This is a genomic window from Variovorax beijingensis (genome assembly GCF_003951285.1).
GTDB classification, from domain to species: Bacteria; Pseudomonadota; Gammaproteobacteria; order Burkholderiales; family Burkholderiaceae_C; genus Variovorax; species Variovorax beijingensis.
On the sequence record NZ_RXFQ01000021.1, the window covers coordinates 33,619 to 59,174 of the forward strand.

Annotated in this window: 20 protein-coding genes; 4 read left to right on the forward strand and 16 right to left on the reverse strand. The window is 67.4% G+C overall.

Translation table 11 applies throughout. The features are described 5' to 3' along the window. Positions 1 to 4: 4 nt before the first annotated feature. From EJO66_RS27195 to glpD, 12 genes are all read right to left on the reverse strand, one after another. Complete coding sequence (locus tag EJO66_RS27195) at positions 5 to 913, reverse strand: ABC transporter ATP-binding protein (protein WP_124961117.1); 909 nt, start codon at positions 911 to 913, stop codon at positions 5 to 7. A 348-nt stretch (positions 914 to 1,261) separates the two neighbouring features. After that, positions 1,262 to 2,242 carry a BtrH-related acyltransferase DarH gene (gene darH, locus EJO66_RS27200; RefSeq protein WP_124961116.1) on the reverse strand — a complete coding sequence of 327 codons (981 nt, stop codon included), beginning with the start codon at positions 2,240 to 2,242 and terminating at the stop codon, positions 1,262 to 1,264. Then, positions 2,239 to 2,634, reverse strand: coding sequence for a DarG family dialkylresorcinol biosynthesis protein (locus tag EJO66_RS27205; protein ID WP_124961115.1), 396 nt, complete (start codon positions 2,632 to 2,634; stop codon positions 2,239 to 2,241). Before EJO66_RS27205 ends, darH begins: the two co-directional genes overlap by 4 nt. A gap of 1 nt (position 2,635) precedes the next feature. Further along, entirely contained in the window at positions 2,636 to 3,769 is a 1,134-nt protein-coding gene (locus EJO66_RS27210; protein WP_124961114.1) for a beta-ketoacyl-ACP synthase III, read from the reverse strand. Beyond that, positions 3,766 to 4,740 (reverse strand): dialkylrecorsinol condensing enzyme, encoded by a 975-nt coding sequence (locus tag EJO66_RS27215; RefSeq protein ID WP_164547922.1) that lies wholly within the window; start codon positions 4,738 to 4,740, stop codon positions 3,766 to 3,768. Before EJO66_RS27215 ends, EJO66_RS27210 begins: the two co-directional genes overlap by 4 nt. Positions 4,741 to 4,901: 161 nt before the next feature. Next, positions 4,902 to 6,632, reverse strand: coding sequence for an ABC transporter substrate-binding protein (locus tag EJO66_RS27220; RefSeq protein ID WP_124961113.1), 1,731 nt, complete (start codon positions 6,630 to 6,632; stop codon positions 4,902 to 4,904). Between the two features lie 91 nt (positions 6,633 to 6,723). Beyond that, positions 6,724 to 7,032, reverse strand: a complete 309-nt coding sequence (locus EJO66_RS27225; protein WP_124961112.1) for a DUF2160 domain-containing protein — start codon at positions 7,030 to 7,032, stop codon at positions 6,724 to 6,726. A 16-nt stretch (positions 7,033 to 7,048) separates the two neighbouring features. Further along, complete coding sequence (locus tag EJO66_RS27230; RefSeq protein ID WP_018907388.1) at positions 7,049 to 7,861, reverse strand: carbohydrate ABC transporter permease; 813 nt, start codon at positions 7,859 to 7,861, stop codon at positions 7,049 to 7,051. A 328-nt stretch (positions 7,862 to 8,189) separates the two neighbouring features. Beyond that, positions 8,190 to 9,080 (reverse strand): carbohydrate ABC transporter permease, encoded by an 891-nt coding sequence (locus tag EJO66_RS27235; RefSeq protein WP_124961111.1) that lies wholly within the window; start codon positions 9,078 to 9,080, stop codon positions 8,190 to 8,192. Next, the gene (locus EJO66_RS27240; protein WP_124961110.1) at positions 9,077 to 10,147 is read right to left on the reverse strand and encodes an ABC transporter ATP-binding protein; all 1,071 of its coding nucleotides are present in this window, start codon (positions 10,145 to 10,147) and stop codon (positions 9,077 to 9,079) included. The genes EJO66_RS27235 and EJO66_RS27240 overlap by 4 nt, the downstream gene beginning before the upstream one ends. 1 nt (position 10,148) lies before the next feature. Continuing rightward, a complete protein-coding gene (locus EJO66_RS27245; RefSeq protein WP_124961109.1) occupies positions 10,149 to 11,222 on the reverse strand; it encodes an ABC transporter ATP-binding protein in 1,074 nt (357 codons plus the stop codon). Continuing rightward, positions 11,222 to 12,895, reverse strand: a complete 1,674-nt coding sequence (glpD, locus tag EJO66_RS27250) for a glycerol-3-phosphate dehydrogenase (protein ID WP_124961108.1) — start codon at positions 12,893 to 12,895, stop codon at positions 11,222 to 11,224. The genes EJO66_RS27245 and glpD overlap by 1 nt, the downstream gene beginning before the upstream one ends. Before the next feature lie 121 nt (positions 12,896 to 13,016). On the opposite strand from glpD, the gene EJO66_RS27255 reads away from it, so the two are divergent. After that, positions 13,017 to 13,784, forward strand: coding sequence for a DeoR/GlpR family DNA-binding transcription regulator (locus EJO66_RS27255; RefSeq protein WP_124961107.1), 768 nt, complete (start codon positions 13,017 to 13,019; stop codon positions 13,782 to 13,784). Positions 13,785 to 14,133: 349 nt separating this feature from the next. Continuing rightward, positions 14,134 to 15,627, forward strand: a complete 1,494-nt coding sequence (gene glpK, locus EJO66_RS27260; RefSeq protein WP_124961106.1) for a glycerol kinase GlpK — start codon at positions 14,134 to 14,136, stop codon at positions 15,625 to 15,627. Between the two features lie 6 nt (positions 15,628 to 15,633). Here the strand turns inward: glpK and EJO66_RS27265 are convergent, their stop codons facing one another. Further along, entirely contained in the window at positions 15,634 to 16,095 is a 462-nt protein-coding gene (locus EJO66_RS27265; RefSeq protein ID WP_124961105.1) for an SH3 domain-containing protein, read from the reverse strand. Positions 16,096 to 16,299: 204 nt separating this feature from the next. Between EJO66_RS27265 and EJO66_RS27270 the strand changes: the two genes are divergently transcribed. Then, positions 16,300 to 16,752 (forward strand): hypothetical protein, encoded by a 453-nt coding sequence (locus EJO66_RS27270; RefSeq protein WP_164547921.1) that lies wholly within the window; start codon positions 16,300 to 16,302, stop codon positions 16,750 to 16,752. Positions 16,753 to 16,824: 72 nt separating this feature from the next. Here the strand turns inward: EJO66_RS27270 and EJO66_RS27275 are convergent, their stop codons facing one another. From EJO66_RS27275 to EJO66_RS27285, 3 genes are all read right to left on the reverse strand, one after another. Continuing rightward, complete coding sequence (locus EJO66_RS27275) at positions 16,825 to 17,781, reverse strand: alpha-E domain-containing protein (protein ID WP_021008049.1); 957 nt, start codon at positions 17,779 to 17,781, stop codon at positions 16,825 to 16,827. A gap of 11 nt (positions 17,782 to 17,792) precedes the next feature. After that, a complete protein-coding gene (locus EJO66_RS27280) occupies positions 17,793 to 19,286 on the reverse strand; it encodes a circularly permuted type 2 ATP-grasp protein (RefSeq protein ID WP_124961103.1) in 1,494 nt (497 codons plus the stop codon). 91 nt (positions 19,287 to 19,377) lie between these two features. Beyond that, complete coding sequence (locus EJO66_RS27285) at positions 19,378 to 21,843, reverse strand: DNA internalization-related competence protein ComEC/Rec2 (protein WP_164547923.1); 2,466 nt, start codon at positions 21,841 to 21,843, stop codon at positions 19,378 to 19,380. Between the two features lie 140 nt (positions 21,844 to 21,983). Between EJO66_RS27285 and EJO66_RS27290 the strand changes: the two genes are divergently transcribed. After that, complete coding sequence (locus tag EJO66_RS27290; RefSeq protein ID WP_124961102.1) at positions 21,984 to 25,520, forward strand: transglutaminase family protein; 3,537 nt, start codon at positions 21,984 to 21,986, stop codon at positions 25,518 to 25,520. Positions 25,521 to 25,556: the final 36 nt, after the last annotated feature.

Here is a 25,556-nt window from a genome sequence, read left to right on the forward strand (position 1 = left end):
TTCTTCAGTCGCGCAGCGAGCGGTGGGTGAGCGCCATGAAGAGCTGCTCGAGGTCGTGGCGGCCGAACTCGGCGTGGCGCACCTCGATGCCTTCGGCCTCCAGGGCCTGCAGCACGGGACCGGGCCCGGTGCCTTCACGCAGGTGAATGCGCCAGTGCACGCCGCCCTGCTCCACCGTGCCAAAGCGCGAGAGCCTCTGCGCGTCGAGCCCGTCGGCCGCCAGCGTGAGCAGCATGGCGCTCTTCGACAGCAGTTCCTCGAGCGAGCCTTCGCGCAGCACGCGGCCATGGTCGAGGATGGCCACGCGGTCGGCAATGGCCTCGATCTCTTCCATGTAGTGCGAGGCATAGATCACCGCCGCGCCCTGCTGCGCCAGGCTCTTGATGGCGTCAAGGATGAAGGCGCGCGACTGTGGATCGACGCCCACCGTGGGCTCGTCGAACAGCATCAGCTCGGGTTCGGGCAACAGCGCGATGGCCAGGTTGAGGCGGCGCTTGAGGCCGCCCGAGAGCCGTTCGGCGCGCACGCCGGCGAACTGTTCGAGCTGCGAAAAGCGCGTGCAGGCCTCGATGCGTGCCTTCTTGCGCGCGCCGGCGAGGCCGCCCGCCGCGGCGAAGCAAGCGAGGTTCTCGGCCACCGTGAGCATCGGATAGAAGGCCTGGTCCTGCGGCGCCACCGCGATGCGCGTGGGTGCCTTGGCGCGCACCTGCTGCAGCGGCTGGCCGTCGATGCGGATCTCGCCCGACTGCACGGCGAGCGCCCCCGAGAGGTGCGAGATCAGCGTGGTCTTGCCCGCGCCGTTGGGGCCGAGCAGGCCCATCACGCAGCCCCGGGGCACCGCAAGCGAGACGTCGGCCAGCGCGGCCGCGTCGGCGTGCGGATAGCGGTAGCCGAGGTTCTTCAGTTCCAGCATCGGGCTGTGCGCTGTTGTTCTTGGCGCTGTTGTTCTTGGCGCTCTTGTTCGGGGCGCGTGCACAGGCCACCGGGTACTCCCCTCCGCGAATGTCCCCCGGGGGCTGCGCCCCCTCCTCCTTTATTTCGCCGCGGGGAGCACCCGATGCCCTGTGCACCTGGGCACGCTCTGGGTGCACAGCTGATCAACGACCGCTCTGTCCAACGCTCCCGCTGATGGGGTGCCTTGCGCAGCGAAATCAAGGAGGAGGCCGAAGGCCGGGGGACATTCGCGGAGCAAGGTACCCCGTCGGCGGGAGCGCGCCCCGAATGCCCCTCAGCGCGGCAAGCAGAAAGCCAATGCGTCATCTCAAGCAACAACAGCCCTGAGGTCGCGAAAGAAGGTTTCTTCCTGCTGCGCCTGCTCGCGCAGCTTGCCGGCCAGCGCCGCGGGATCGACCGGCTCCCGGCCCTTCACCATGCGCGCGGCCTTGAGCGCGAAGGCTCGCCAGCCGTCGCCGATGGCGATCAGCCGCTCGGACATCTGCTGCAGCTGCGGCTTGTCGAGCAGCTGCGCCGCCTCCTGCAGGAAACCCGCGTAGATGAAGCGGAAGCCCGCCCCGCCGGTGCCGATTTCTTCCTGCATGCGCACCACATGGCCGATGAAGTCGACACTGCGCGGATCGGACGGCGGCAGCTTCTGCATGCGCCTGGCCAGCGTGCGCATGCCGCGCACGCCGACGATGGGAATCGGCGCGAGCATGGTGCGCACCGTCTTGCGGATCGCCTTGGTCACCGACGCCGCATCGACCGTCTTGCGCTCGATGGCCTGCGGGTAGTACATGAGGCCCTTGGGCGCGAGCACGCCCTTGGCGAAGCGCGCACGCGAAAGATCGGCGCTGGCGCAGCGCACCGGCTCTTCGAACACCGGGTCGCTGATCAGGTAGTCGTCACCCTCCTTGCCGTACACCAGCAGGTTGTGCGCGTTGAAGTGGAAGCGCATGTTCGGCGGAAAGTACGGCAGCCAGTAGACCGAGGTCTGCAGTCCCACGATCTGCCCGCCCGCGAGCAGCGCATCGAGGCGCTGCGCGCCGGCCTCGGCGCTGCGGAAGGTCTCGAAGCGAAAGCGCGCGGCCATCGGCGCCAGCAGGCCCTTGATGATGGCCTTGGGCGGCATGCGGTACGAGATGAGCGGCAGGCCCGAGAGCTTGATGAACGGCAGGTAGGCGAAGGACAGCGCCGACGACAGGCCGAGCGCCATGCTCTCGGTCATGGGCACGCCGTGGTGGCGCATGAGGTTCGAGATGACGCCGCTTTCGCAATGCGCCGCTTGCTGGTGTTCGAATTTCACGGCAGGCCCTGCAAGGTGGAAACGGGAAGTCCCAGCGCCTCCGAATAGCGCGCCAGGTGCTTCGCGGGCAGCGCCGCGAAGTGCTTCGGCTTCAGGTGGCGCCGCACGCGCCATTGCCAGAAGCCGCTGGTCTGCGAGAGCAGCGCCACGTCCATGCGGCGCTCGTACATCCAGTATTCGAGCGGCGACGCGAGCCCCCGGGCCGCGCGCTCCTTCGCGTCCCGGGCCTGCTCGACCAGCACGTCGACCGCATGGCTGGTGACGATCTCCTCCGCCTCCCAGCCGCGCGAGCGGGTGGTGACCACGCGGCCCTGCGCATCGCGCGCGTACATGAGCTTGGCGTGGCCGTCGAGGGTGGCGTTGCCTTCCTGCGGAACAGCGTCGAGGTCCATGTCACACAGCTTCCATGTAGATGAAGCCGCTCGAGAAGCGGCCGCTTTCGGGCACGAACATCAGCAGCTTGTGGCCGGGCTTGATGCGGCCCGAGCGGAACAGTTCGTCGAGCATGATGTAGGGCGACGCCGATCCGGTGTTGCCCTTGGTCGCGAGATTGCTGAACCAGCGCTCGCGCGGAATGGCAAAGCCCATCTGCTCGAGGCAGCGGCTCACGGGTTCGACGAAATAGCCGGACGACAGGTGCGGCAGGAACCAGTCGACGTCGGCCGCCTTCAGGCCGCGCTTCCCGACGATGGCCGCGAGCGGCTCGCCCAGCGTGGCGCGCACGATGTTCTCGTTGAGCAGGCGCACGTCCTGCTTGACCGCAAAGGTGGACTCGCGCCGCCAGTCTTCGGGGTCGGTGCGGGCCCAGCCGTCGAGCCCGCCCTCCGCATTCTTGTCGGCCCCCGCGTACATGCAAACCGGCAGCTCGTGCGCGGCCGAAGACAGGTCGATCCACTCCACGCGCAGCGACAGCGGGCCGCGCGGCTCGCGCTCGAGCAGTACCGCGCCGGCGCCGTCGGAAAGCATCCAGCGCAGGAAGTCCTTCTCGAAGGCGAGCTCGGGCCGCTCCTCGAGCGCCTGGAGCTTGTGCTCGAGCTCGGCCTCGAACCTGGAGCCGCGCATCACGGCCGAGGCCAGTTCCGAGCCGGTGGCCACCGCGCGCCGCGCATCGCCCGAGCGCACCGAGAGCCAGGCGTGCTTGAGCGCCGTGGTGCCCGCCAGGCAGATGCCCGCGCAAGCCACCACTTCGAGGCGCGGCCAGCCCAGTTCGCCATGCACCATCACCGCGTGGTTGGGCATCAGCTGGTCGGGCAGCGAGGTGCCGGTGACGAGGCAGTCCACCGGGCCGATGTCGCCGAGCGCCCGGATGGCCGAGGCGGTGAGCTGCGCATTGCTCATGGCGAGCCGGCCGGTGGCCCGGTCGATGGCGTAGTGGCGCGACTGGATGCCATTGCTGCGGAGAATCAGCCGCCGCGCGCGCGACGCCTTGCCGCCGATGCGGCCGAGGACGTCTTCGATGTCTTCATTGCTGACCGGGGAAAAGGGCAGGAAGGCGGCGGTGCGGGTCAGGAAGACTTCAGTCGTCATAGAGGGGGGGAACGGTCCGTGGCCGAGCCCGAAGGGCGTTCGAAGCTGGCTGTCATTTTAGTCAGCCACCCCTTGAACAGCGGCCGCAGCAGCGCCTGAAGGCTCAGGCTCACCGGCACGACCGTGACAATGAGCACGAGCAGGAACACCACGTAGAGCAGCAGCAGCGGCTTGCGCTGCCAGGCACCGGGCCGGCCTGCCGCCATGATCAGCTTGCCCCAGAGGAAAAAGCTGCGCGTGCCGGCCTTTTCGCTGATGAGGAGCCGCGCATCGGCCTGCACCGCGCCCAGGCCCGCGAGCAGCGGCTGCGATCCGCGCTCCCGGTCGCCGTGCAGCGCCTCGCGCAGCGCCCGGCCGAAACGGCCCGCGCCCCGGATCTGTGCGTCGCTCAGGCCCGCGTCGGGCATGCCCCAGAAACCGCGCTTGCGGCCCCAGATCAGCCAGGCCGGCGTGGTGAAGAAGGTGGCCAGCGTCGGGCCGGGATCGGTGAGCACCACGTTGTCGATGAGGCGCGCGCCCACTGCGTCGAGCAGGCCCTTGAGCTTCTCGTGGGCCAGCAGCCACATGTTGCGGCAGGCGATGACCGTGACCACCGGCTTGCCCTCGAGCAGGCGCCGGGCCAGCGGATGCTTGAGAAAGGCGACGACCGGCTGCGACGGCGCCAGGAACCACACCTGGTAGGGCAGGATGACCAGGTCGAACTGCTCGTCGCCCGTGAGCGAGAGCGGCGCCAAGGGCGGCGGCTTCATGTGGGCCGACTCCGGGAACGCGTCGAAGAAGGTCAGGAAGGGCCAGGGAAACGGGAAATCCGCCTCTGGGCGCAGGGTTTCGACGTGCACGGAAATCCCCGGATCGGCCCTGAGCGGCGCGACGATCTGCTCGGCGACGCTGCCGAGCTGGCCGGTCTGCGAATAGTGGATCACCAGGACACGCTTGATGCGCGCGGCGGGGCTGGAAATGCTTGAGTTCACTTGCTGGGGCGAGGCGGGGGCCGTCGAATGTAAGCCAACCGTAGCACTGGCGCATCTGCCATTGGTCATGCCGTCGCGTCGATCCCACGGATGGACGAAAAAAAAGGCCGCACCCTCCGGCGCGGCCCTTCGTCAAACGCTGTTCGGCAAGAAGCAGCCGCTCAGCGCGCCTTGCCTTCCTTCCAGGCCGTCAGCAGCTTGCCGTATTCGATGGTCTCGCCCTTGGGCTTCTCGTTGGCCAGCTTCTTCCACGGGGCGTTCTTGTCGCTCAGCCACTTGTTCGGATCGCCCTTGGCGTTGAGCTTGGGCGCGCAATGGGCCATGCCGGCACGCTGCAGGCGGGCCATCACGTTGTCCATCTCGTCGGCCAGGTTGTCCATCGCCTTCTGCGGGGTCTTTTCGCCCGTGACGGCCTCGGCCACGTTCTTCCACCAGAGCTGCGCGAGCTTCGGATAGTCGGGCACGTTGGTGCCGGTGGGCGTCCATGCCACGCGGGCCGGGCTGCGGTAGAACTCGACCAGGCCGCCGAGCTTGGGCGCCATGTCGGTCATGGCCTTGCTCTGGATGTCCGATTCGCGGATCGGGGTCAAGCCCACGATGGTCTTCTTGAGCGAGACGCTCTTGGACGTGACGAACTGGGCATAGAGCCAGGCGGCGGCCGTCTTGTTGGCGTCATGGCCGTTGAAGAACGACCACGAACCCACGTCCTGGTAGCCGTTCTGCATGCCCTGCTTCCAGTACGGGCCGTTCGGGCCGGGCGCCATGCGCCACTTGGGCGTACCGTCCTCGTTCACCACGGGCAGGCCCTTCTTGGTCATGTCGGCGGTGAAGGCCGTGTACCAGAAGATCTGCTGCGCGATCTGGCCCTGCGCCGGCACCGGGCCGGATTCGCCGAAGGTCATGCCCATGGCTTCCTTGGGCGCGTACTTCTTCATCCAGTCGATGTACTTGGTGAGCGCGTACACGGCGGCCGGCGAATTGGTGGCGCCGCCGCGCGACACGGAGGCACCCACGGGCGTGCACTTGTCGTCGGCCACGCGGATGCCCCACTCGTCGATCGGCATGCCGTTGGGGTTGCCGATGTCGGCGGTGCCGGCCATCGAAAGCCATGCGTCGGTGAAGCGCCAGCCCAGCGACGGGTCCTTCTTGCCGTAGTCCATGTGGCCGTAGATCGGCTTGCCGTCGATGGTCTTCACGTCGACGCTGAAGAACTCGGCGATGTCCTCGTAGGCGCTCCAGTTGAGCGGCACGCCCAGGTCGTATCCGTACTTGGCCTTGAACTTGTCCTTCAGGTCCTTGCGGTCGAACAGGTCGGCGCGGAACCAGTAGAGGTTGGCGAACTGCTGGTCGGGCAGCTGGTAGAGCTTGCCGTCGGGCGCGGTGGTGAACTTGGTGCCGATGAAGTCCTTGAGGTCCAGGCCCGGGTTGGTGAACTCCTTGCCCGCGCCGGCCATGTAGTCGGTCAGGTTCATCATCTTGCCGTAGCGGTAGTGCGTGCCGATCAGGTCGGAGTCGGAAATCCAGCCGTCGTAGATCGACTTGCCCGACTGCATCGAGGTCTGCAGCTTCTCGACCACGTCGCCTTCCTGGATCAGGTCGTGCTTGACCTTGATGCCGGTGATTTCCTCGAAGGCCTTGGCGAGCGTCTTCGATTCGTATTCATGCGTGGTGATGGTTTCGGACACCACCGAGATCTCCTTCACGCCCTTCGCCTGCAGCTTCTTGGCCGCATCGATGAACCACTTCATCTCGGCGGCCTGCTGGTCCTTGCTGAGGGTGGATGGCTGGAACTCGCTGTCGATCCATTTCTTGGCCTCGGGCTCTGCGGCCCATGCACCCTGCGCGGCGAACATCGCCGCTGCCATTGCCAATGCCGTGTAGCGCATCTTCATGAATGTGTCTCCTCGGTTGAAAGCTTCCCCGGTTTTTTCGATCGCGGCTCCGGGGAGGCGGAGAGCCGGTCGCGTCTGAAAATCGTCGGGCTCAGCCCTTGCGCATCACCAGCGCCAGAAGAAACATCGACAGCACGAAGCTGATCCAGATCGAGGGCTCGGCTTCCAGGCTCATCCATTCCTGGAACTTGCCGGCCAGGCCGATGAAGACCAGGTTCAGGTAGGCCGCGGCAAGCAGCCCGATGAAGAGCCGGTCGCCGCGGGTGGTGGCAATCGGCAGCCAGCCGCGCCGCATGGTGGTGGGCGACTTGAACTCCCACACCGTCATGCCAACCAGCATGAGCGCGATGCAGATGAAGAAAACGGCCACCGGGGTGGTCCAGACCATCCAGTCGAACATGTCTTTTCGCCTCCTCTTAGACGCGGCCCATCGCAAAGCCTTTTGCGATGTAGTGGCGCACGAACCAGATCACGATCGCACCCGGCACGATGGTGAGCACGCCGGCGGCAGCCAGCGTGGCCCAGTCCATGCCCGAAGCGCTCACCGTGCGCGTCATCGTCGCGACGATCGGCTTGGCGTTCACGCTGGTGAGCGTGCGCGCGAGCAGCAGCTCGACCCAGCTGAACATGAAGCAGAAGAACGCCGCCACGCCCACGCCGGCCTTGATGAGCGGCAGGAAGATCTTGACGAAGAAGCGCGGGAACGAGTAGCCGTCGATGTAGGCTGTCTCGTCGATCTCGCGCGGAATGCCGCTCATGAAGCCTTCGAGGATCCACACCGCCAGCGGCACGTTGAACAGCAGGTGCGCGAGCGCCACGCCCAGGTGGGTGTCCATGAGGCCGACGGTGCTGTAGAGCTGGAAGAACGGCAGCAGGAACACCGCGGGCGGGGTCATGCGGTTGGTCAGCAGCCAGAAGAAGACGTGCTTGTCGCCCAGGAACGAATAGCGCGAGAACGCATAGGCCGCCGGCAGCGCCACGGTGAGCGAGATCACCGTGTTGATGGCCACGTAGATCAGGCTGTTGATGTAGCCCGAGTACCACGACTCGTCGGTGAAGATGCGCGCGTAGTTGGCCCAGGTGAGCTCGTGCGGAAAGAACGAGAAGCTCGAGACGATTTCCTCGTTCGTCTTGAAGCTCATGTTGACCATCCAGTAGATGGGCAGCAGCGCGAACAGGATGTACAGCACCAGGAAGATGCTGCGCTTGCGGAATCTTTTATCGTTCATGTCGGTTGCTCCATTTGTTTTTGTTCTTGTTGCGGTTGTTCTTGGCGCTGCCGTTCGGGGCACGTGCACAGGCCACCGGGTACTCCCCTCCGCGAATGTCCCCCGGCCTGCGGCCTCCTCCTTGATTTCGCTGCGGGGAGTACCCGATGCCCTGTGCACCAGGGCACGCCGCTGGTGTATCGCTGATCAACAACTGCTCTGTCCAACGCTCCCGTCGATGGGGTGCCTTGCGCAGCGAAATAAAGGAGGAGCCGAAGGCGGGGGACATTCGCTTCGCCGCGTACCCCGTCGGCGGGGGCGCGTCCTGAATAGGAGGGCCAGAAACAAGTCATTTCTCGACCTCCGCTTCCTGCGTCCCAACCCTCTGCATCCAGTTGTAGAGCACGAAGCAGAACAACAGGATGATCAGGAAATAGATCAGCGAGAAAGCAGCCGCCGGCCCCAGGTCGAACTGCCCCACGGCCTTCTGCGTGAGGTACTGGCTCAGGAAGGTGGTGGCATTGCCCGGACCGCCGCCCGTCAGGACGAAGGGCTCGGTGTAGATCATGAAGCTGTCCATGAAGCGCAGCAGCACCGCGATCATCAGCACGCCGCGCATCTTCGGCAGCTGGATGTAGCGGAACACCGCGAACTTGCTCGCGCCGTCGATGCGCGCGGCCTGGTAGTAGGCGTCGGGAATGGAGCGCAGGCCGGCAAAGCACAGCAGCGCCACCAGCGGCGTCCAGTGCCACACATCCATCACCAGCACCGTGAGCCACGCGTCTGTCGCGCTGCCCGTGTAGTTGTAGTCGATGCCCAGCTTCTGCAGCGCATGGCCCAGCAGGCCGATGTCGGCGCGGCCGTAGATCTGCCAGATGGTGCCGACCACGTTCCAGGGAATGAGCAGCGACAGCGCCACCACCACCAGCACCGCCGACGACTTCCAGCCCTTGGCCGGCATCGACAGCGCCAGGCAGATGCCCAGCGGAATCTCGACCAGCAGCACCGAGAGCGAGAAGCCCAGCTGGCGCCACAGCGCCTGGTGCAGCTCGTCGTCGCGCATCACCGAGGCGAACCACTCGGTGCCGACGAACACGCGCCGGTCGGGCGAGATGATGTCCTGCACCGAATAGTTGACCACCGTCATCAGCGGCACGATGGCCGAGAAGGCCACGCAGATCAGCACCGGCAGCACGAGCCACCAGGCCTTTTGATTGATGGGCTTGTTAGTAGCGTTCATGCGACCAGCTCCTCGTCCTTGTAGTAGCAGGTGTGGGTGTCGAGCACCCGCAGCCACACGGTGTCGCCCACTGCCGGCGGCTGATCGTCCGAGTGCAGCCGCACCTTGACCACGCCGCCGTCGACCTCGGCGCTCAGCATGGCGTGCGTGCCGACGTCCTGCACCTGCTTCACCACCGCGGGCACGACGCCTGCGGCGCCCGCGTTCGAAAGGCGCAGGTATTCGGGCCGGATGCCGATCTTGAGCGCGCCCTGCGGCAGTTCGCGCGTCGGCACGAGCGGCGTGCCCGCCACCTCGAGTGCGCCGTTCGCGCTCTTTGCCGAAAGAAAGTTCATGCCCGGCGAGCCGATGAAGTGGCCGACGAAGGTGTGCGCCGGCCGCTCGAACAGCGCCTCCGCGCTGCCCACCTGCACGGCCTTGCCGCGCGTCATCACCACCACCTCTTCGGCGAAGGTGAGCGCCTCGACCTGGTCGTGCGTCACGTAGATCAGCGTGAGCTTCAGCTCGCGGTGGATCTGCTTGAGCTTGCGGCGCAACTGCCACTTGAGGTGCGGATCGATCACCGTCAGCGGCTCGTCGAACAGCACCGCCGAGACGTCGCTGCGCACCAGGCCGCGGCCGAGCGATATCTTCTGCTTGGCGTCGGCCGCGAGGCCCGAGGCACGCTGGTTCAGCTGGCCGCTCATGTCGAGCATCTCGGCAATCTCGCCCACGCGCTTCCTGATCTGGTCTTCGGGCACCTTGCGGTTGCGCAGCGGAAACGCGAGGTTCTCGGCCACGGTCATGGTGTCGTAGATCACCGGAAACTGGAACACCTGCGCGATGTTGCGCTCCTGCGGCGTGGCGCGCGTCATGTCGCGGCCATCGAAGGTCACCGTGCCCTGCGAGGGCACCAGCAGGCCCGAGATGATGTTGAGCATGGTCGTCTTGCCGCAGCCCGAGGGGCCGAGCAAGGCATAGGCGCCGCCATCGCGGAAGCTCATCTTGAGCGGCAGCAGCGCATAGTCGCTGTCCTGCTTCGGGTTGGGGCGGTAGGCGTGGGCCAGGTCGAGATCGATGCGTGCCATGTCAGCTTCCTTTGCGCCATGCCGGCGCGAGCGCCAGCTTTTCGCCGGCATCGAACACATAGGCTTGCGAGGCGCTGAAGTACAGCGTGATCGGCGCGCCCAGCTCGAAGCGGTGCACGCCGGTGAGCTGCGCCACCAGTTCGCCGACCGCCGTCTCGACGTGCACGAAGGTGTCGGAGCCCGAGATTTCGGCCAACTCCACCTTGCCGGGCAAGGCGATATCGCCCTCCCCCGCGTCCACGTTCAACGCACTCGCGCGCAGGCCGACGGTGACCGCGCCCGAAACGCTTTCGGGCACGGCGAGCGCGAGCGCCGGTCCGCCTCCGAGCTGCACGCGGCCGGCCACTGCGGTGCCGGCCAGCAGGTTCATCGGCGGATCGCTGAAGGCGCGCGCCACGCGCAGCGACTGCGGCGCATGGAAGACCTCGGCGGTCGGGCCGTATTGCAGCAGTTCACCCTCGTCCATCACGGCCGTGTAGCCGCCCAGCAGCAGCGCCTCGCCGGGTTCGGTGGTGGCGTAGATCACCGTCGAATCGCCGATGGCGAACAGCTGCGTGAGCTCTTCGCGCAGGCCTTCGCGCAGCTTGTAGTCGAGGTTCACCAGCGGCTCGTCGAGCAGCATCAGCGGCGCGTTCTTGGCCAGTGCGCGCGCCAGCGCCACGCGCTGCTGCTGCCCGCCCGACAGCTCGGCGGGCAGGCGGTCCAGGAACATGCCGATGTGCAGCTTGTCGGCCAGCGCCTTCACGCGCGCCTCGACGTTCTTCTCGCCGCGCAGCCTGAGCGGCGAGGCGATGTTGTCGGCCACCGTGAGCGACGGATAGTTGATGAACTGCTGGTACACCATGGCCACGTTGCGCTCGCGCACCGGCATGCCGGTCACGTCCTTGCCGTCGACCAGCACGCGGCCGGTGCTGGGCGTGTCGAGCCCCGCCATCAGGCGCATCAGGCTGGTCTTTCCGGCCTGCGTGGCACCCAGCAGCACGGTGACCGCGCCGCTCTTGGGCGCGATGCTCTGTTCGTAGAGCCAGGTCTGCGCGCCGACCTTCTTGGTGACGCGCTCCAGAGTCAATTGCATCAGCGCTCCCCGTTGATCATGTAGCTGTTGTTGGTGGTGCGCGCCTGCAGCCAGGCGGCCACCTGCCGGCGCTCCTCGGCCGTGTAGCGCAGGCCGAGCTTCGATCGGCGCCAGAGCACGTCGTCGGCGCTCACGGCCCACTCGTTCTCCTGCAGAAAGCGCAGTTCGCGCTCGTGAAGCCCCGGCGCCACGGCTTCGCCCATGTCTTCCATGGACTGCGCATCGCCGAGCAGCTCGGCCACGCGTGCGCCGTAGGCACGTGCCAGGCGGCGCGCGAGCCGCGCGTCCAGCCATGCATGGCGCGCCTGCACCGCGGCCACGAAGCGTTCGAAATCGTCGTCGGGCCGCGTGGCGGCGCCGATCCATTCGGAAAGATCGCCGCCGGCCAGGAAGGCGCCATCGGTCCAGGGCGGACGCTGCGCGCTCGACTGGCCGAGCATCTTGCCGACCTCGTCGGCCGCGTCCTCGGCCAGCTTGCGGAAGGTGGTGATCTTGCCGCCCCACACCGACAGCAGCGGCGCCGCAGTGGTGTTCGATTCGAGCATGTAGTCGCGCGTGACGGCCGAGGGGTCGCCCGACGCATCGTCGAGCAGCGGGCGCACGCCCGAGTAGGTCCAGACCACGTCGGCCGGCTTGACCGGCTTTTCGAAATAGCGGCTCGCCTGCATGCAGAGGTAGGCGATTTCTTCCTCGGCAATGCGCGCCGCGCCGGGATCGTCGCCGTTCAGTTCGATGTCGGTGGTGCCGATCAGCGTGAACTCGTCCTGGTAGGGAATCGCGAAGATGATCCGCTTGTCGGGGTTCTGGAAGATGTAGGCATGGTCGTGCTCGAACAGGCGCGGCACCACGATGTGGCTGCCCTTGACCAGCCGCAGGTGCCGCGTGGCCAGCGGCTCGCCCTTGGCCGACTGCGCCACGCCGCGCAGGAACGATTCCGCCCACGGTCCCGCGGCATTGACCACGGCGCGCGCGCGCACCGCGCGGATGCTGCCGTCCGCAGCTTCGAGCGTGGCGGTCCAGCCGTCGGCGTCGCGCTGCGCATGGACGCAGCGGGTGCGCGTGAGCACCTCGGCGCCGCGCGCCCTGGCATCGATGGCGTTGAGCACCACGAGCCGCGCATCGTCGACCCAGCCGTCGGAATAGACGAAGCCGCGCTTGAACTGCGGCTTGAGCGGCGCACCGGCCGCATGGCTGCGCAGGTCGATGCTGCGCGAGCCCGGCAGCACTTCGCGCTTGGCAAGGTGGTCGTACATGAACAGGCCGATGCGGATCATCCAGGCCGGCCGCATCGAAGGGTCATGCGGCATCACGAAGCGCAGCGGCCACATGATGTGCGGCGCGCTCTTGAGCAGCACCTCCCGCTCCTGCAGCGCCTTGCGCACGAGCGAGAACTCGTAGTACTCGAGGTAGCGCAGCCCGCCGTGGATCAGCTTGGTGGAGGACGACGAGGTGTGCGAGGCGAGATCGTCCTTCTCGCACAGCACCACGCGCCAGCCCCGGCCGGCCAGGTCGCGCGCAATGCCGCAGCCGTTGATGCCGCCGCCGACGATCAACACGTCGCAATCGGTTGCCGGCGAAGGCGGATTGGAGGAGAAATCGCTCACAGAAGATGGGCCCGTTGGTTCATGACTTCGGTCACGGAAGGGCGCCATTGTATTTTCGCGTCTTTTCATTTGGATTCCTTTTGACGCGATTTTCCTCCGAGTTTTCCCTTAGTAAGATTCGTTTTCGTTCGTTTTAAAGTGGCACGGCCTGTACTCTCTGGGGAGTCTTCCCGCTTTCCACGACGTTTCCGTGAACTCCAATCCGCGCCAGATCAATCTTCTCGATACCGTGCGCTCGCGCGGCTCGGTCACCGTCGAGCAGCTGGCCGACATGCTGGGCGTCACGCTGCAGACGGTGCGGCGCGACGTGCAGCGGCTGGCCGACCAGGGATTGCTCACGCGTTTTCACGGCGGCGTGCGCGTGCCGAGCTCCACCACCGAGAACATCGGCTACCAGCAGCGCGAGACGCTGCATGCGGAGGGCAAGGCGCGCATCGCGCGGCGCGTGGCCGAGCTGGTGCCCAACGACTGCTCGCTGATCCTCAACATCGGCACCACCACCGAGGCCATCGCCAAGGCGCTGCTGCGCCACACGGGCCTGCGCGTGATCACCAACAACCTGAACGTGGCGACGATCCTGAGCGGCAACACCTCGTGCGAGGTGATCGTGGCGGGCGGCTCGGTGCGCCCGCGCGACCGCGCGATCGTGGGCGAAGCGACCATCGATTTCATCCGCCAGTTCAAGGTGGACATCGCGCTGATCGGCGTGTCCAGCATCGAGCCCGACGGTTCGCTGCGCGACTTCGACCTGCGCGAGGTGAAGGTGGCACAAACCATCATCGCGCAGGCGCGCGAGGTGTGGCTGGCGGCGGACGCGAGCAAGTTCAACCGGCCCGCGATGATCCAGCTGGGCACGCTCTCGCAGATCGACCGCCTCTTCACCGACGCGGAGCCGCCGGCGCCTTTTGCCGATCTGCTGCATGCGGCGCAGGTTCGGCTCGAGATTGCGCGCGACTGAAGATGAAAACTTGCTTCTCTGTTGTGTTTGAACTGCCTTGTTCAGGGCGCGCTCCCGCCGACGGGGTACCTTGCTCCGCGAATGTCCTCCGGCCTGCGGCCTCCCCCTTTATTTCGCTGCGCAAGGCACCCCATCGACGTGATCGTTATGCGGAGCGGTCGTTGATCGGCCATGCACCGGCAGCGCGCCCAGGTGCACAGAGCATCGGGTGCTCCCCGCAGCGAAATCAAGGAGGAGGCCGCAGGCCGGGGGACATTCGCGGAGGGGAGTATCCGGTGATCTGTGCACGCGCCCTGAACAAAACGCCGCGAACGCAAGTCGCATCCAGACTCCAAGGAACACTCAAACCATGACCTACCTGCTCGCACTCGACCAAGGCACTTCGAGCTCCCGCAGCATCGTGTTCGACCGCGAAGGCCGCATCGTCGCGATCGCGCAGAAGGAGCTCACGCAAATCTATCCGCGGCCCGGCTGGGTCGAGCACGACCCCATGGAAATCTGGCACAGCCAGCTTGCCACCGCGCGCGACGTGCTCGTCAAGGCCAGGCTCCAGTCTGCGGACATCCACGCCATCGGCATCACCAACCAGCGCGAGACCACCCTGCTGTGGAACCGCAAGACCGGCCAGCCGGTACACCACGCCATCGTCTGGCAGGACCGTCGCGCAGAGCCGCTGTGCGCAAAGCTGCGCGATGAAGGCATGACCGGCACCATCCAGGAGAAGACCGGGCTCGTCATCGATGCCTATTTTTCCGGCACCAAGCTGCGCTGGCTGCTCGACAACGTGCCCGGCGCACGCGCGCAGGCCGAGCGCGGCGAGCTGGCTTTCGGCACCGTCGACAGCTGGCTCATGTGGCAGCTCACCGGCGGCAAGGTGCACGTGACCGACGTGAGCAACGCCTCGCGCACGATGCTCTTCAACGTGCACCGCAACGAATGGGATGCCGACCTGCTCGAGGCGCTCGACATTCCCGCCGCGCTCATGCCCAGGGTTCAGCCGTCGAGCTCGCACTTTGCCGACACCGATGCGGCCCTGCTCGGCCGCGCGCTGCCCATCGGCGGCGTGGCCGGCGACCAGCAGAGCGCCCTCTTCGGCCAGGCCTGCTTTGCGGCCGGCATGGCCAAGAACACCTACGGCACCGGCTGCTTCCTGCTGATGCACACGGGCGGCGAATTCCAGCCCTCGCACAACGGCCTGCTCGTGACCAGCGCCGCGCAGACCAGCGCCACGCCGCAGTACGCGATGGAGGGCAGCGTCTTCGTCGGCGGCGCCGTGGTGCAGTGGCTGCGCGACGGCCTGAAGGCCATCAAGGGCAGCGCCGAGGTGCAGTCGCTCGCCGAAAGCGTGCCCGATGCGGGCGGCGTGATGATGGTGCCGGCCTTCACCGGCCTGGGCGCGCCCTACTGGGACGCCGATGCGCGCGGCACCATCACCGGCCTCACGCGCGGGACCACGGTCGCGCACATCGCGCGCGCCGCGCTGGAAAGCATTGCCTACCAGAGCGCCGCGCTGCTGCAGGCCATGAGCCGCGATGCGGTCGCGGCCGGCGGCACGCCCGTGGCCGAACTGCGCGTGGACGGCGGTGCGAGCGTGAACGACCTGCTGATGCAGTTCCAGGCCGACCTGCTGGGCATTCCCGTGGTGCGGCCCGAGGTGATCGAGACCACCGCGCTCGGCGCGGCCTACCTGGCGGGCCTGTCGACCGGCGTCTACAGCGACGCGCGGCAGCTGTCGAAGCTGTGGAAGGTGGAGCGGCGCTTCATGCCGACCATGGGCCGCGCCCAGGCCGAGGAATCGATGGCGCGCTGGGAGCGCGCGGTGCGGCAGGCCACGGCGACCTGAGGCCTGCTACCAGCCCCAGACCAGGCGCCGGGCCACCCAGCCGGTGCCCCCCCTTTCGTGCCGGACCTTGACCCAGTCGCCCCGGCGCTCGAGCGTGCGCAGCACGTCGCCATAGACCGCCCGCTTCACCACCGGACTGCGCGTGCTTGGTGATCTGCGCAGGGCGGCCACCTTCGCCTTCACCACGTGGTGCGGCGTCTTGCTGGTCATCGGGCGGTAGACCCATGCCTTGTCGTTCTCGAAGTCGCTGACCCGCAGCCAGTCGCCCTTCCTGCCGATGACGCGGAACGGGTAGCCCTTGCCCACGGTCCAGTGCGCTTCGTAGCGTTGGCCGGGACCGGTGCGCATGTTCAGCGTACCGACCGCTGCACTGACCATCTGCCGCTCGGCGGCGAATGCGGATGGCAATGCCATCCACGAGAGAACGAATGCGAGGAGCAGCGCGGGCAGTCGGCTGGATCTGAACATGGAGGGAGGGTTCCTTTCTATCGGGCTTCACGAATGTCCGGCGATGCCGGGCGAGCCCGTCTGGGCCCGCGAGGCGCAATAAGTTCCGTGGGGGATATCCCTGAGTCGCCGCGCCCGCCGTCCATCGACAAACACGCCATGGCCGATACTTGCAGGATGTTGCCGAACGCAGCGCGCCATGGCGCCCCATCCGCGTCCCCGCTCATGAGACGGGCCCTGAGCCTGCCGCTGCTTGCCTGCATCCTGGCATCAGGATGCGGCGATCGCTATCCCATCGAAGACGCGCTGGACGACAGGCGCATGACCGCATCCGCCCACCTGAAGGCGCTCAATCGCTATCTGGCAGCAGGCGCGGGGAACAGACAGCTCGCAAAACAGGACAGCTGCCATCTCGTGCTGAAGAAATCCCGCAACGCGGGCCCGGGCGAGCGCCTGGTCATCGCGCTGACGAACTCGCAGGTCGATATCGCTTCCGTCCCGGCGAATGACGGCCTGCGGGTCAAGGTGACGCAGTATCACGATGGCGTGCGCCGCGTATCGCTCAGGCTCGATGTGGAGAGCTGGTTCGACGCGGTGGCATGGCGGTCGCATTTCCAGCAACTGCAGCTCAAGTGCAGAGACGCCAGGGAGCGGGCTGCCGCACCGCCACCTGCCTGAAACAGCCATCCGGGAGTCGCAGCCGGGGACCTCGCCCCGTCGCCGGCGACGATCCCGGCCCGAGGCGCAGGCTCAGTGCGCCGGAACCAGGAAGTCCTGGCTGATCCGCCCGCCGAGTTCGTTCACCCGGTCGAGGAACTGCGTGAGGTAGGCGTGCAGCCCGGTCGCAAGAATCTCGTCGACGCGAGCGTACTGCAGGTCGGCCAGCAGCTTGCCGGCGCGGCGCTGGGTTTCGGCGCTCTGCTCGTTCTGCACCTTGGCGAGGTTGCTCACCACTTCCACCAGGCTCGCATGCAGCGAGCGCGGCATGTCGGCGCGAAGAATGAGCAGCTCGGCCACGCGCTCGGGCTTGATCACGTCGCGGTACACCTTGCGGTACACCTCGAAGGCCGAGACGCTGCGCAGGATGGCGCTCCAGTGATAGAAGTCGTACTCTTGGTCTTCTTCCGTGGCGGTGCCGAAGAACTCGCTGTTGAGCGCGTGGAACTTCACGTCCACCAGCCGCGCGGTGTTGTCGGCGCGCTCCAGAAAGGTGCCAAGGCGCGAGAAGTAGAACGCCTCGTCCTGCAGCATGGTGCCGAGCGTGACGCCGCGCGACAGGTGCGAGCGGAACTTGACCCATTCGAAGAATTGGGCCGGGTCGCGCTCGAAATCGCCGGCGCGCAGCATGCGGTTGACCTCGAGCCAGGTGGTGTTCTGGGTTTCCCAGGCCTCGGTGGTGAGCGCGCCGCGAACCGCCCGCGCGTTCTCGCGCGCGGCCTTGAGGCAGGAAAGGATCGAAGACGGATTGCTCTCGTCCTTGACCATGAATTCCATCACGTCGTGCGGCGTGATCTGCTCGTACTTCTTGTTGTACGAGGGCAGCAGCTCACTGATGGACAGCACGCCCTGCCAGCCGTACTTGGCCACTTCGGCCGACTGGGGCAGCAGCGAGGTCTGGTAGTTGACGTCGAGCATGCGGGCGGTGTTCTCCGCGCGCTCGGTGTAGCGGGACATCCAGTAAAGATGATCGGCGGTGCGTGACAGCATCGTTTGTGCTCCTACGATTGGCTTTGCGACTGCGTGGCCGCCTTGGGCCTGGGCGTGCGGTCGGCTTCGAGAATCCAGGTGTCCTTGGTGCCGCCGCCCTGCGACGAATTGACCACCAGCGAGCCCTCCTTGAGCGCCACGCGCGTGAGGCCGCCGGGCACCATCTGCACCTCGCTGCCCGAAAGCACGAAGGGACGCAGGTCGATGTGGCGCGGCGCGATGCCGGCATCGACGAAGGTCGGCGAGGTCGACAGGCTCAGCGTGGGCTGCGCGATGTAGCCGTCTGGCTTGGCGATCACGGCCTTCTTGAAGTCCTCGATCTCGGCCTGCGTGGCGGCCGGGCCGATCAGCATGCCGTAGCCGCCGGCGCCGTGCACCTCCTTGACGACCAGGTCCTTCATGTTGTCGAGCGTGTACTGCAGCTCGTCCTTGTTGCGGCACATGTAGGTGGGCACGTTCTTCAGGATCGGCTTTTCGCCGAGGTAGAACTCGACCATCTTGGGCACGTAAGGGTAGATCGACTTGTCGTCGGCCACGCCGGTGCCCACCGCATTGCAGATGACGACGTTGCCGTCGCGGTAGGCGCGCATCAGGCCCGCGCAACCGAGCGTGGACGTGGGGCGGAACACCTCGGGGTCGAGGAAGTCGTCGTCGACGCGGCGGTAGATCACGTCGACGCGCCGCGGCCCGCGCGTGGTGCGCATGTAGACGAAGTTGTCCTTCACGAACAGGTCCTGTCCCTCGACCAGTTCCACGCCCATCTGCTGGGCAAGGAAGGCATGCTCGAAGTAGGCGCTGTTGTACATGCCGGGCGTGAGTACCACCACCGTGGGCTCGGCCGTGGCAGCCGGCGCGCTGGCACGCAGCGTTTCAAGCAGCAGGTCGGGGTAGTGCGCCACGGGCGCGATGCGGTTCTGGTTGAACAGCTCGGGAAAGAGCCGCATCATCATCTTGCGGTTCTCGAGCATGTAGCTCACGCCGCTGGGCACGCGCAGGTTGTCTTCGAGCACGTAGTACTCGCCGTTGCCCTGGGCATCGGGGGCGCGCACGATGTCGATGCCCGAGATGTTGGAGTAGACGTTGTGCGGCACGTTGACGCCCATCATCTCGGGGCGGAACTGCGCGTTGTTCAGGATCTGCTCGGCCGGAATGATGCCGGCCTTGATGATTTCCTGGTCGTGGTAGACGTCATGCAGGAAGCGGTTGAGCGCCGTGACGCGCTGCACCAGCCCCTTTTCCATGCTCTCCCACTCGTGGGCGGGAATGATGCGCGGCAGCAGGTCGAACGGTATGAGCCGCTCGGTGCCGGAACCGTCCTCGTCCTTGGCGCCGTACACCGCAAAGGTGATGCCGACCCGGCGGAAGATCATTTCCGCCTCTTCGCGCCGCGATCGCATCACCTCGCCGGGTTGCTTCGCGAGCCATTGGTCGTAGCGCTTGTAATGCTGCCGGATTGCAGCCCCCGCATAGGGCAACTGCTCATACATCTCATCGAATTTGTGCATGGAACGACCAATCTCCTTGAGCCATAGCTTAGCAAGTTCGAGGCCAGTGAAAGCCCTATGTTGAGGCGGAACGCCGCGCCGCCGCCCGCTTTCACGGCAGGCGGTGGTGCCAATAGCGGGCATTGCGCTCCCGTTCGCAGCCGACTTCGGCCGGCTCCCGGCTGCGCCACAGCGCGGCGCCGCAGGGCACGCTCTCGACCAGCTTCACGCCATGCGCGGCATAGCGTTCGGCCACCTCCGGGGCCGGGTGGCCGAAACGGTTGCGGTAACCCGCCTGGACCAGCGCGATGCGCGGGCGCACCGCTTCGAGGAACAGCACGCTCGACGAGGTCTTGCTGCCATGGTGCGGCGCCAGCAGCACGTCGGCACGCAGGTCGGCCGTGCGCGAAACCAGCGCGGCCTCCTGCAGGCGCTCGATGTCGCCGGCCAGCAGCACCGTGGCGCGGCCGTTGGCGATGCGCAGCCCGCAAGAAATCGCGTTGGGCTTGGTGAAGGAAAGATAGTCGGCCGGTGCGGGGTGGAGAACTTCGAAATCCACGCCGTCCCAGGTCCAGCGCTGCCCCGCCTCGCAGCGCCGGGCCGGACGCACCGACTGCAGCGGGTGCGCGGCTTCGATCGAGCTCAACAGCTCCGCCTGCGGCTGCATCGAGAGCACCGCGGCCGCGCCGCCGGTGTGGTCGCTGTCGCGGTGGCTCAGCACCAGCGTGTCCAGCCGCTCGTCGAAGGCGCGCAGCAGGGGCACGAGCACGCGATGGCCGGCGTCGCTCTCGAGGCTGTAGCGCGGGCCGGCGTCGTACAGCAGGCTGTGCGTTGCGGTGCGCACAAGAACTGCGTTGCCCTGCCCGATGTCCGCGGCCAGCAGCTCGAACTGCCCCGCGGCCGGCCGGGGCGCGTGCCAGAGCAGCACCGGCAGCAGGAGCGGCAGGCCCAGCGTGCGCAGCGACCACGGCAGCCGCATCGCGAGCAGGACGCCGCCCGCCACGCCGCAGGCCGCCATCCACACGGGCGGCGCCGCCATCGAGAACGTGGCATACGGCAGTGCGGCCAGCCACCGCAGCAGCAGGGCCAGCACCTGCACGGCCCAAGCGGCAAGCTCCCAGAGCGGCGCCGCCACAGCCCCCAGCATCGCCAGCGGCGTGACCACCAGCGTGACCCAGGGGATCGCCACCGCGTTGGCCAGCAGGCCCACCACCGACACCTGCTGGAAAAGCAGCAGGCTCAATGGCGTCAGCGCCAGCGTGATCACCCATTGCTCGCGGAAGAACGCCAGCAGCCGGGCCGATCTGCCCGCCGCCTCCTCGGCCGACCGCATGAAGCCCGTCGCGAACAGAATGCCGACCGCCACGAAGCTGAGCCAGAAGCCGGCCTGCATCAGCGCCCACGGGTCGACGGCCACCACCACCGCCGCGATCAGCAGCCAGACATGGGGCCATGGCCAGCGCCGCCCCGTGAACCGCAGCAGCGCCGCGGTCGCGAGCATCCACACCGTGCGCTGCGAGGGCACGCCCCAGCCGCTGAAAAGCGCATAGAGCCCGGCCAGCAGCACGCCGCCGGCCAGCGCGGCCTGCGGCGCGGGAACGCGCAGCATCAGCCGCCCGCTGCGGCGCCACAGCGCGCCCACCGCATGGGCGGCAAGCCAGGCGAACATGGTGATGTGCAGCCCCGAGATCGACATCAGGTGGGCCACGCCGGTGGCGCGAAAAACGTCCCAGTCGCTGCGGTCGATGGCCCCCTGATCGCCGGTGACGAGTGCGGCGATGACGCCCGCCTGCCGGGTGTCGGCCACGCGCTCGAACACCGCATCGCGCACCGCCTCCCGTGCACGCTCGATGGGATGCAGCCATGTGGACTGCAGGCGTGCGGGTGCGGCATCGCGGGCCCCTGTTCGCACATAGCCGCTGGCATGCACGCCCTGCTCCCAGAGCCACAGTTCGTTGTCGAAACCATGCGGATTGAGATTGCCGTGCGGCGCCTTCAGCCGCACCGTGAGGCGCCAGCGCTCGCCCGCATGCAGCGTGGCTGCATCGCCGGCTGCGGCACGGCCTTCGGTCGCACGTCCCCAGAGAGCGCTGTCTTCGCGGTACCAGCCGAGCGCGATGCGCGCCGGAACGCGCGGCGCAGCCCCGGCGCGCCCGTCAGCCCAGCGCGCCGACTCCACATCGAGCCGAAAGCGCGTACCACCCTCGTTGCGCTGGGGCATCTGCGCGATCACGCCAACCACCTGCAGGTCGCGGCCTTCGAGCACCGGGTCGAGTGCGCCCCCTGCATAGGCCGCCGCGCGCCAGCCCGCGAGCCCGCCGGCGGCAAGCGCTCCGCAGGCCAGCGCAAGGGCCATCGCAAGCCCTGCCGGCATGCGCCACGCGCGAAGCGGCCGGCGCCATCGGCGCGACAGTGCCGCCAGGCCGGCCAGGCCTGCGAAGAGCAGCGCCGCATAGGCACCCGCGCTCCACAGCCTCGGCTGGTGCAACTGCAAGGCCGTGCCGAGCAGCGATCCGCCCAGCGCGGCAAAGGCCCACGACGACGCTGCGGCGCCGCCGGACGCGCGTGCCGGCCTCACCGGCAGACTCCAGAACTCATGATGCAAACCCTCCCTGTACTCACGCTCAGTGGCGCGTTAATTGCTTTGCTTCTGGGCTAGTATGCGTCTCACAAGAGACATCTTTTCGATGCAATCTCGCAGTACTGCACACAAAACGCATGTCCATTCACGCCGCACTCCACCACGTCACCCACTACAAATACGACCGCCCGGTGCAGTTGGGCCCGCAGGTCGTGCGCTTGCGTCCCGCGCCGCACTGCCGCAGCAACGTCATCTCGTATTCGCTGCAGGTCGAGCCGGCCGAGCACTTCGTCAACTGGATGCAGGACCCGTTCGCCAACTACCAGGCGCGGCTCGTGTTTCCGGAGAAGACGCGCGAGTTCAAGGTCACGGTCGACCTCGTCGTCGAGATGGCGGTCTACAACCCCTTCGACTTCTTCCTCGAGCCGCAGGCCGAGAACTTCCCGTTCAAGTACACCGCCTCGCAGGCCGAGGAACTCGCGCCCTACCTCGTCACCGAAGAACCCACGCCGCTGCTGTCGGCCTACCTCGGCAAGATCGAGCGCAAGGAGCAGCGCACCATCGACTTCCTGGTCGGCCTCAACCAGCAGGTGCAAAAGGACGTCAACTACCTGATCCGCATGGAGCCCGGCGTGCAGACGCCGGAAGAAACGCTCACCAGCGGCAGCGGCTCCTGCCGCGATTCGGGCTGGCTGCTGGTGCAGCTGCTGCGCCATTGCGGCCTGGCCGCGCGCTTCGTCTCGGGCTACCTGATCCAGCTCACGCCCGACGTGAAGGCGCTCGACGGCCCGAGCGGCACCACGGTCGACTTCACCGACCTGCATGCCTGGTGCGAAGTGTTCCTTCCGGGGGCGGGCTGGATCGGGCTGGACGCCACCTCGGGCCTGCTGGCCGGCGAAGGCCACATCCCGCTCGCCTGCACGCCCACGCCTTCGAGCGCCGCGCCCATCGAAGGCGCGGTGGACGAAGCCGAGGTCGACTTCGGCCATGAGATGAAGGTCACGCGCATCTACGAATCGCCGCGCGTGACCAAGCCCTACACCGAGGAGCAGTGGGCCGAGGTGCTCGCGCTCGGCGACGCGGTCGATGCGCGGCTGAAAGCCGGCGACGTGCGCCTCACGATGGGCGGCGAGCCCACCTACGTGGCCACCAGCGACCGCGACGCGCCCGAATGGAACACCGATGCGCTTGGCCCCACCAAGCGCGGCTATGCCACCGAGCTCGTGCACAAGCTGCGCGCCGAATACGGCCAGGGCGGCTTCCTGCACTTCGGCCAGGGCAAGTGGTATCCGGGCGAGCAATTGCCGCGCTGGGCGCTGTCGATCTTCTGGCGCGCCGACGGCCAGACACTCTGGCACGACCCCGAACTCTTTGCCGACGAGCGCGTGCCCACGCACTACACGAGCGAAGACGCGCGCCGCTTCACCACCGTGCTGGCGCACAAGCTCGGCATCACCGAGCGCTACATCCAGCCCGGCTACGAAGACGTCTATTACTACCTCTGGCGCGAACGCCGACTGCCGGTGAACGTCGACCCCTTCGAATCGAAGCTCGACGACGAGCTCGAGCGCGTTCGCCTGCGCCGCGTGTTCACGCAGAAGCTCGACGCGGTCATCGGCTACATGCTGCCGCTCGAACCCGCCAATGCCAATGCCGACGCGCCCGCACTCGAAGGCCCGGGCTGGAAGACCGGCCCCTGGTTCCTGCGCGACGACCGGCTCTACCTGATCCCGGGCGATTCGCCGATGGGCTATCGCCTGCCGCTCGATTCGCAGCCCTGGGCCAGCAAGGGCGACTACCCTTACCTTGTCGAGCGCGACCCGACCGCGCCGCGTGGCGCGCTGCCGAGCTCGGCCGACTACCGCGCGCGCTATGCCGTGCCTGCCGGCGGCGCAGCGGGCGCCGACCTGGGCGCGGTGCCCTATGCCTTCGGCGCGCCGCCGGTGGTGCCTGCGGCCCTGCGCATGCAGGCGCCGGGCGAGACGGCCGCAGCAGGCACAGCCGCGAGCGGCGATGCCGCCGCAGCCCACGCAGCAGCCAACCGCTCCTCCACAACGCCGCCCACGCGACAACCGGTGCGCGGCGAATCCGCCCACTGGGTCACGCGCACCGCGCTGTGCGTCGAAGTGCGCGACCCGCGCCGCGCCAACGGCCCCGCGGCCGAGAAGAAAGGCAGCGCCTCGGGCGTGCTCTACGTCTTCATGCCGCCGCTCGCGCGCCTGGAGGACTATCTCGACTTGGTCGCGGCCGTCGAAGCCACAGCCCGGCAGCTCGGCATGCGCATCGTGATGGAAGGCTATCCGCCGCCGCGCGATCCGCGCCTGAAGATGCTGGCCGTCACCCCCGACCCGGGCGTGATCGAAGTCAACATCCATCCGGCCCACAACTGGAAGGAACTGGTCGCCCACACCGAGTTCCTCTACAACGCCGCGTTCGAGACCCGCCTCTCGGCCGAGAAGTTCATGACCGACGGACGCCACACCGGCACCGGCGGCGGCAACCACTTCGTGATGGGCGGCGCCACGCCGGCCGACAGCCCGTTCCTGCGCCGGCCCGAGCTGCTCGCGAGCCTGCTGCTCTACTGGCACAACCACCCCTCGCTGAGCTACCTGTTCTCGGGCATGTTCATCGGCCCGACCAGCCAGGCGCCGCGCGTGGACGAGGCGCGCAACGACCAGGTCTACGAGCTCGAGATCGCGCTGAAGGAAATCGCGAGGAACCGCGAGATCCACGGCCAGAACATGCCGGCCTGGCTGGTGGACCGCACGCTGCGCAACATCCTGATCGACGTGTCGGGCAACACCCACCGCAGCGAGTTCTGCATCGACAAGCTCTACTCGCCCGACTCGAGCACCGGCCGCCTCGGCCTGCTGGAGCTGCGCGCCTTCGAGATGCCGCCGCATGCGCGCATGAGCATTGCGCAGCAGCTGCTCATTCGCGCGCTGGTCGCGCGCTTCTGGGACGAGCCGTACAAGGCGCCCGTCACCCGCTGGGGCACCGAGCTGCACGACCGCTTCCTGCTGCCGACCTTCGTCAAGATGGATTTCGACGACGTCATCAGCGAGATGCGCCAGGCCGGCTTCGCCTTCGATGCCGACTGGTTCGCGCCGCACCTGGAGTTCCGCTTTCCGCTGGTGGGCCAGGTGCAGGCCATGGGCGTGGAGCTGTCGCTGCGCAATGCGCTCGAGCCCTGGCACGTGATGGGCGAGGAAGGCTCGGCCGGCGGCACGGTGCGCTACGTCGATTCGTCGCTCGAGCGCATCGAGGTGCGCGTGACCGGCCTGAACGAAAGCCGCCACGTCATAACCGTCAACGGCAAGGTGCTGCCGCTGCAGCCCACGGGCACCGTCGGCGAATTCGTGGCGGGCGTGCGCTACAAGGCCTGGAACCCGCCGTCGGCCCTGCATCCGAGCATCGGCGCCCATGCGCCGCTGACCTTCGACATCGTCGACACCTGGATGAAGCGCTCGCTGGGCGGCTGCCAGTACTTCGTGGCCCACCCGGGCGGGCGCAACTACGACACCTTCCCGGTCAATGCCTACGAGGCGGAAAGCCGGCGCATGTCGCGCTTCACGCGCATGGGCCACACGCCGGGGCTGATGCGCACGCCGCCGGCCACCATCGAGCTCGCGGGCAGCCGCGAATTCCCGTTCACGCTCGATTTGCGGCGCTGAGAGGGGTTTGAAAAGCCCGCAAGAGGACATTCAGCA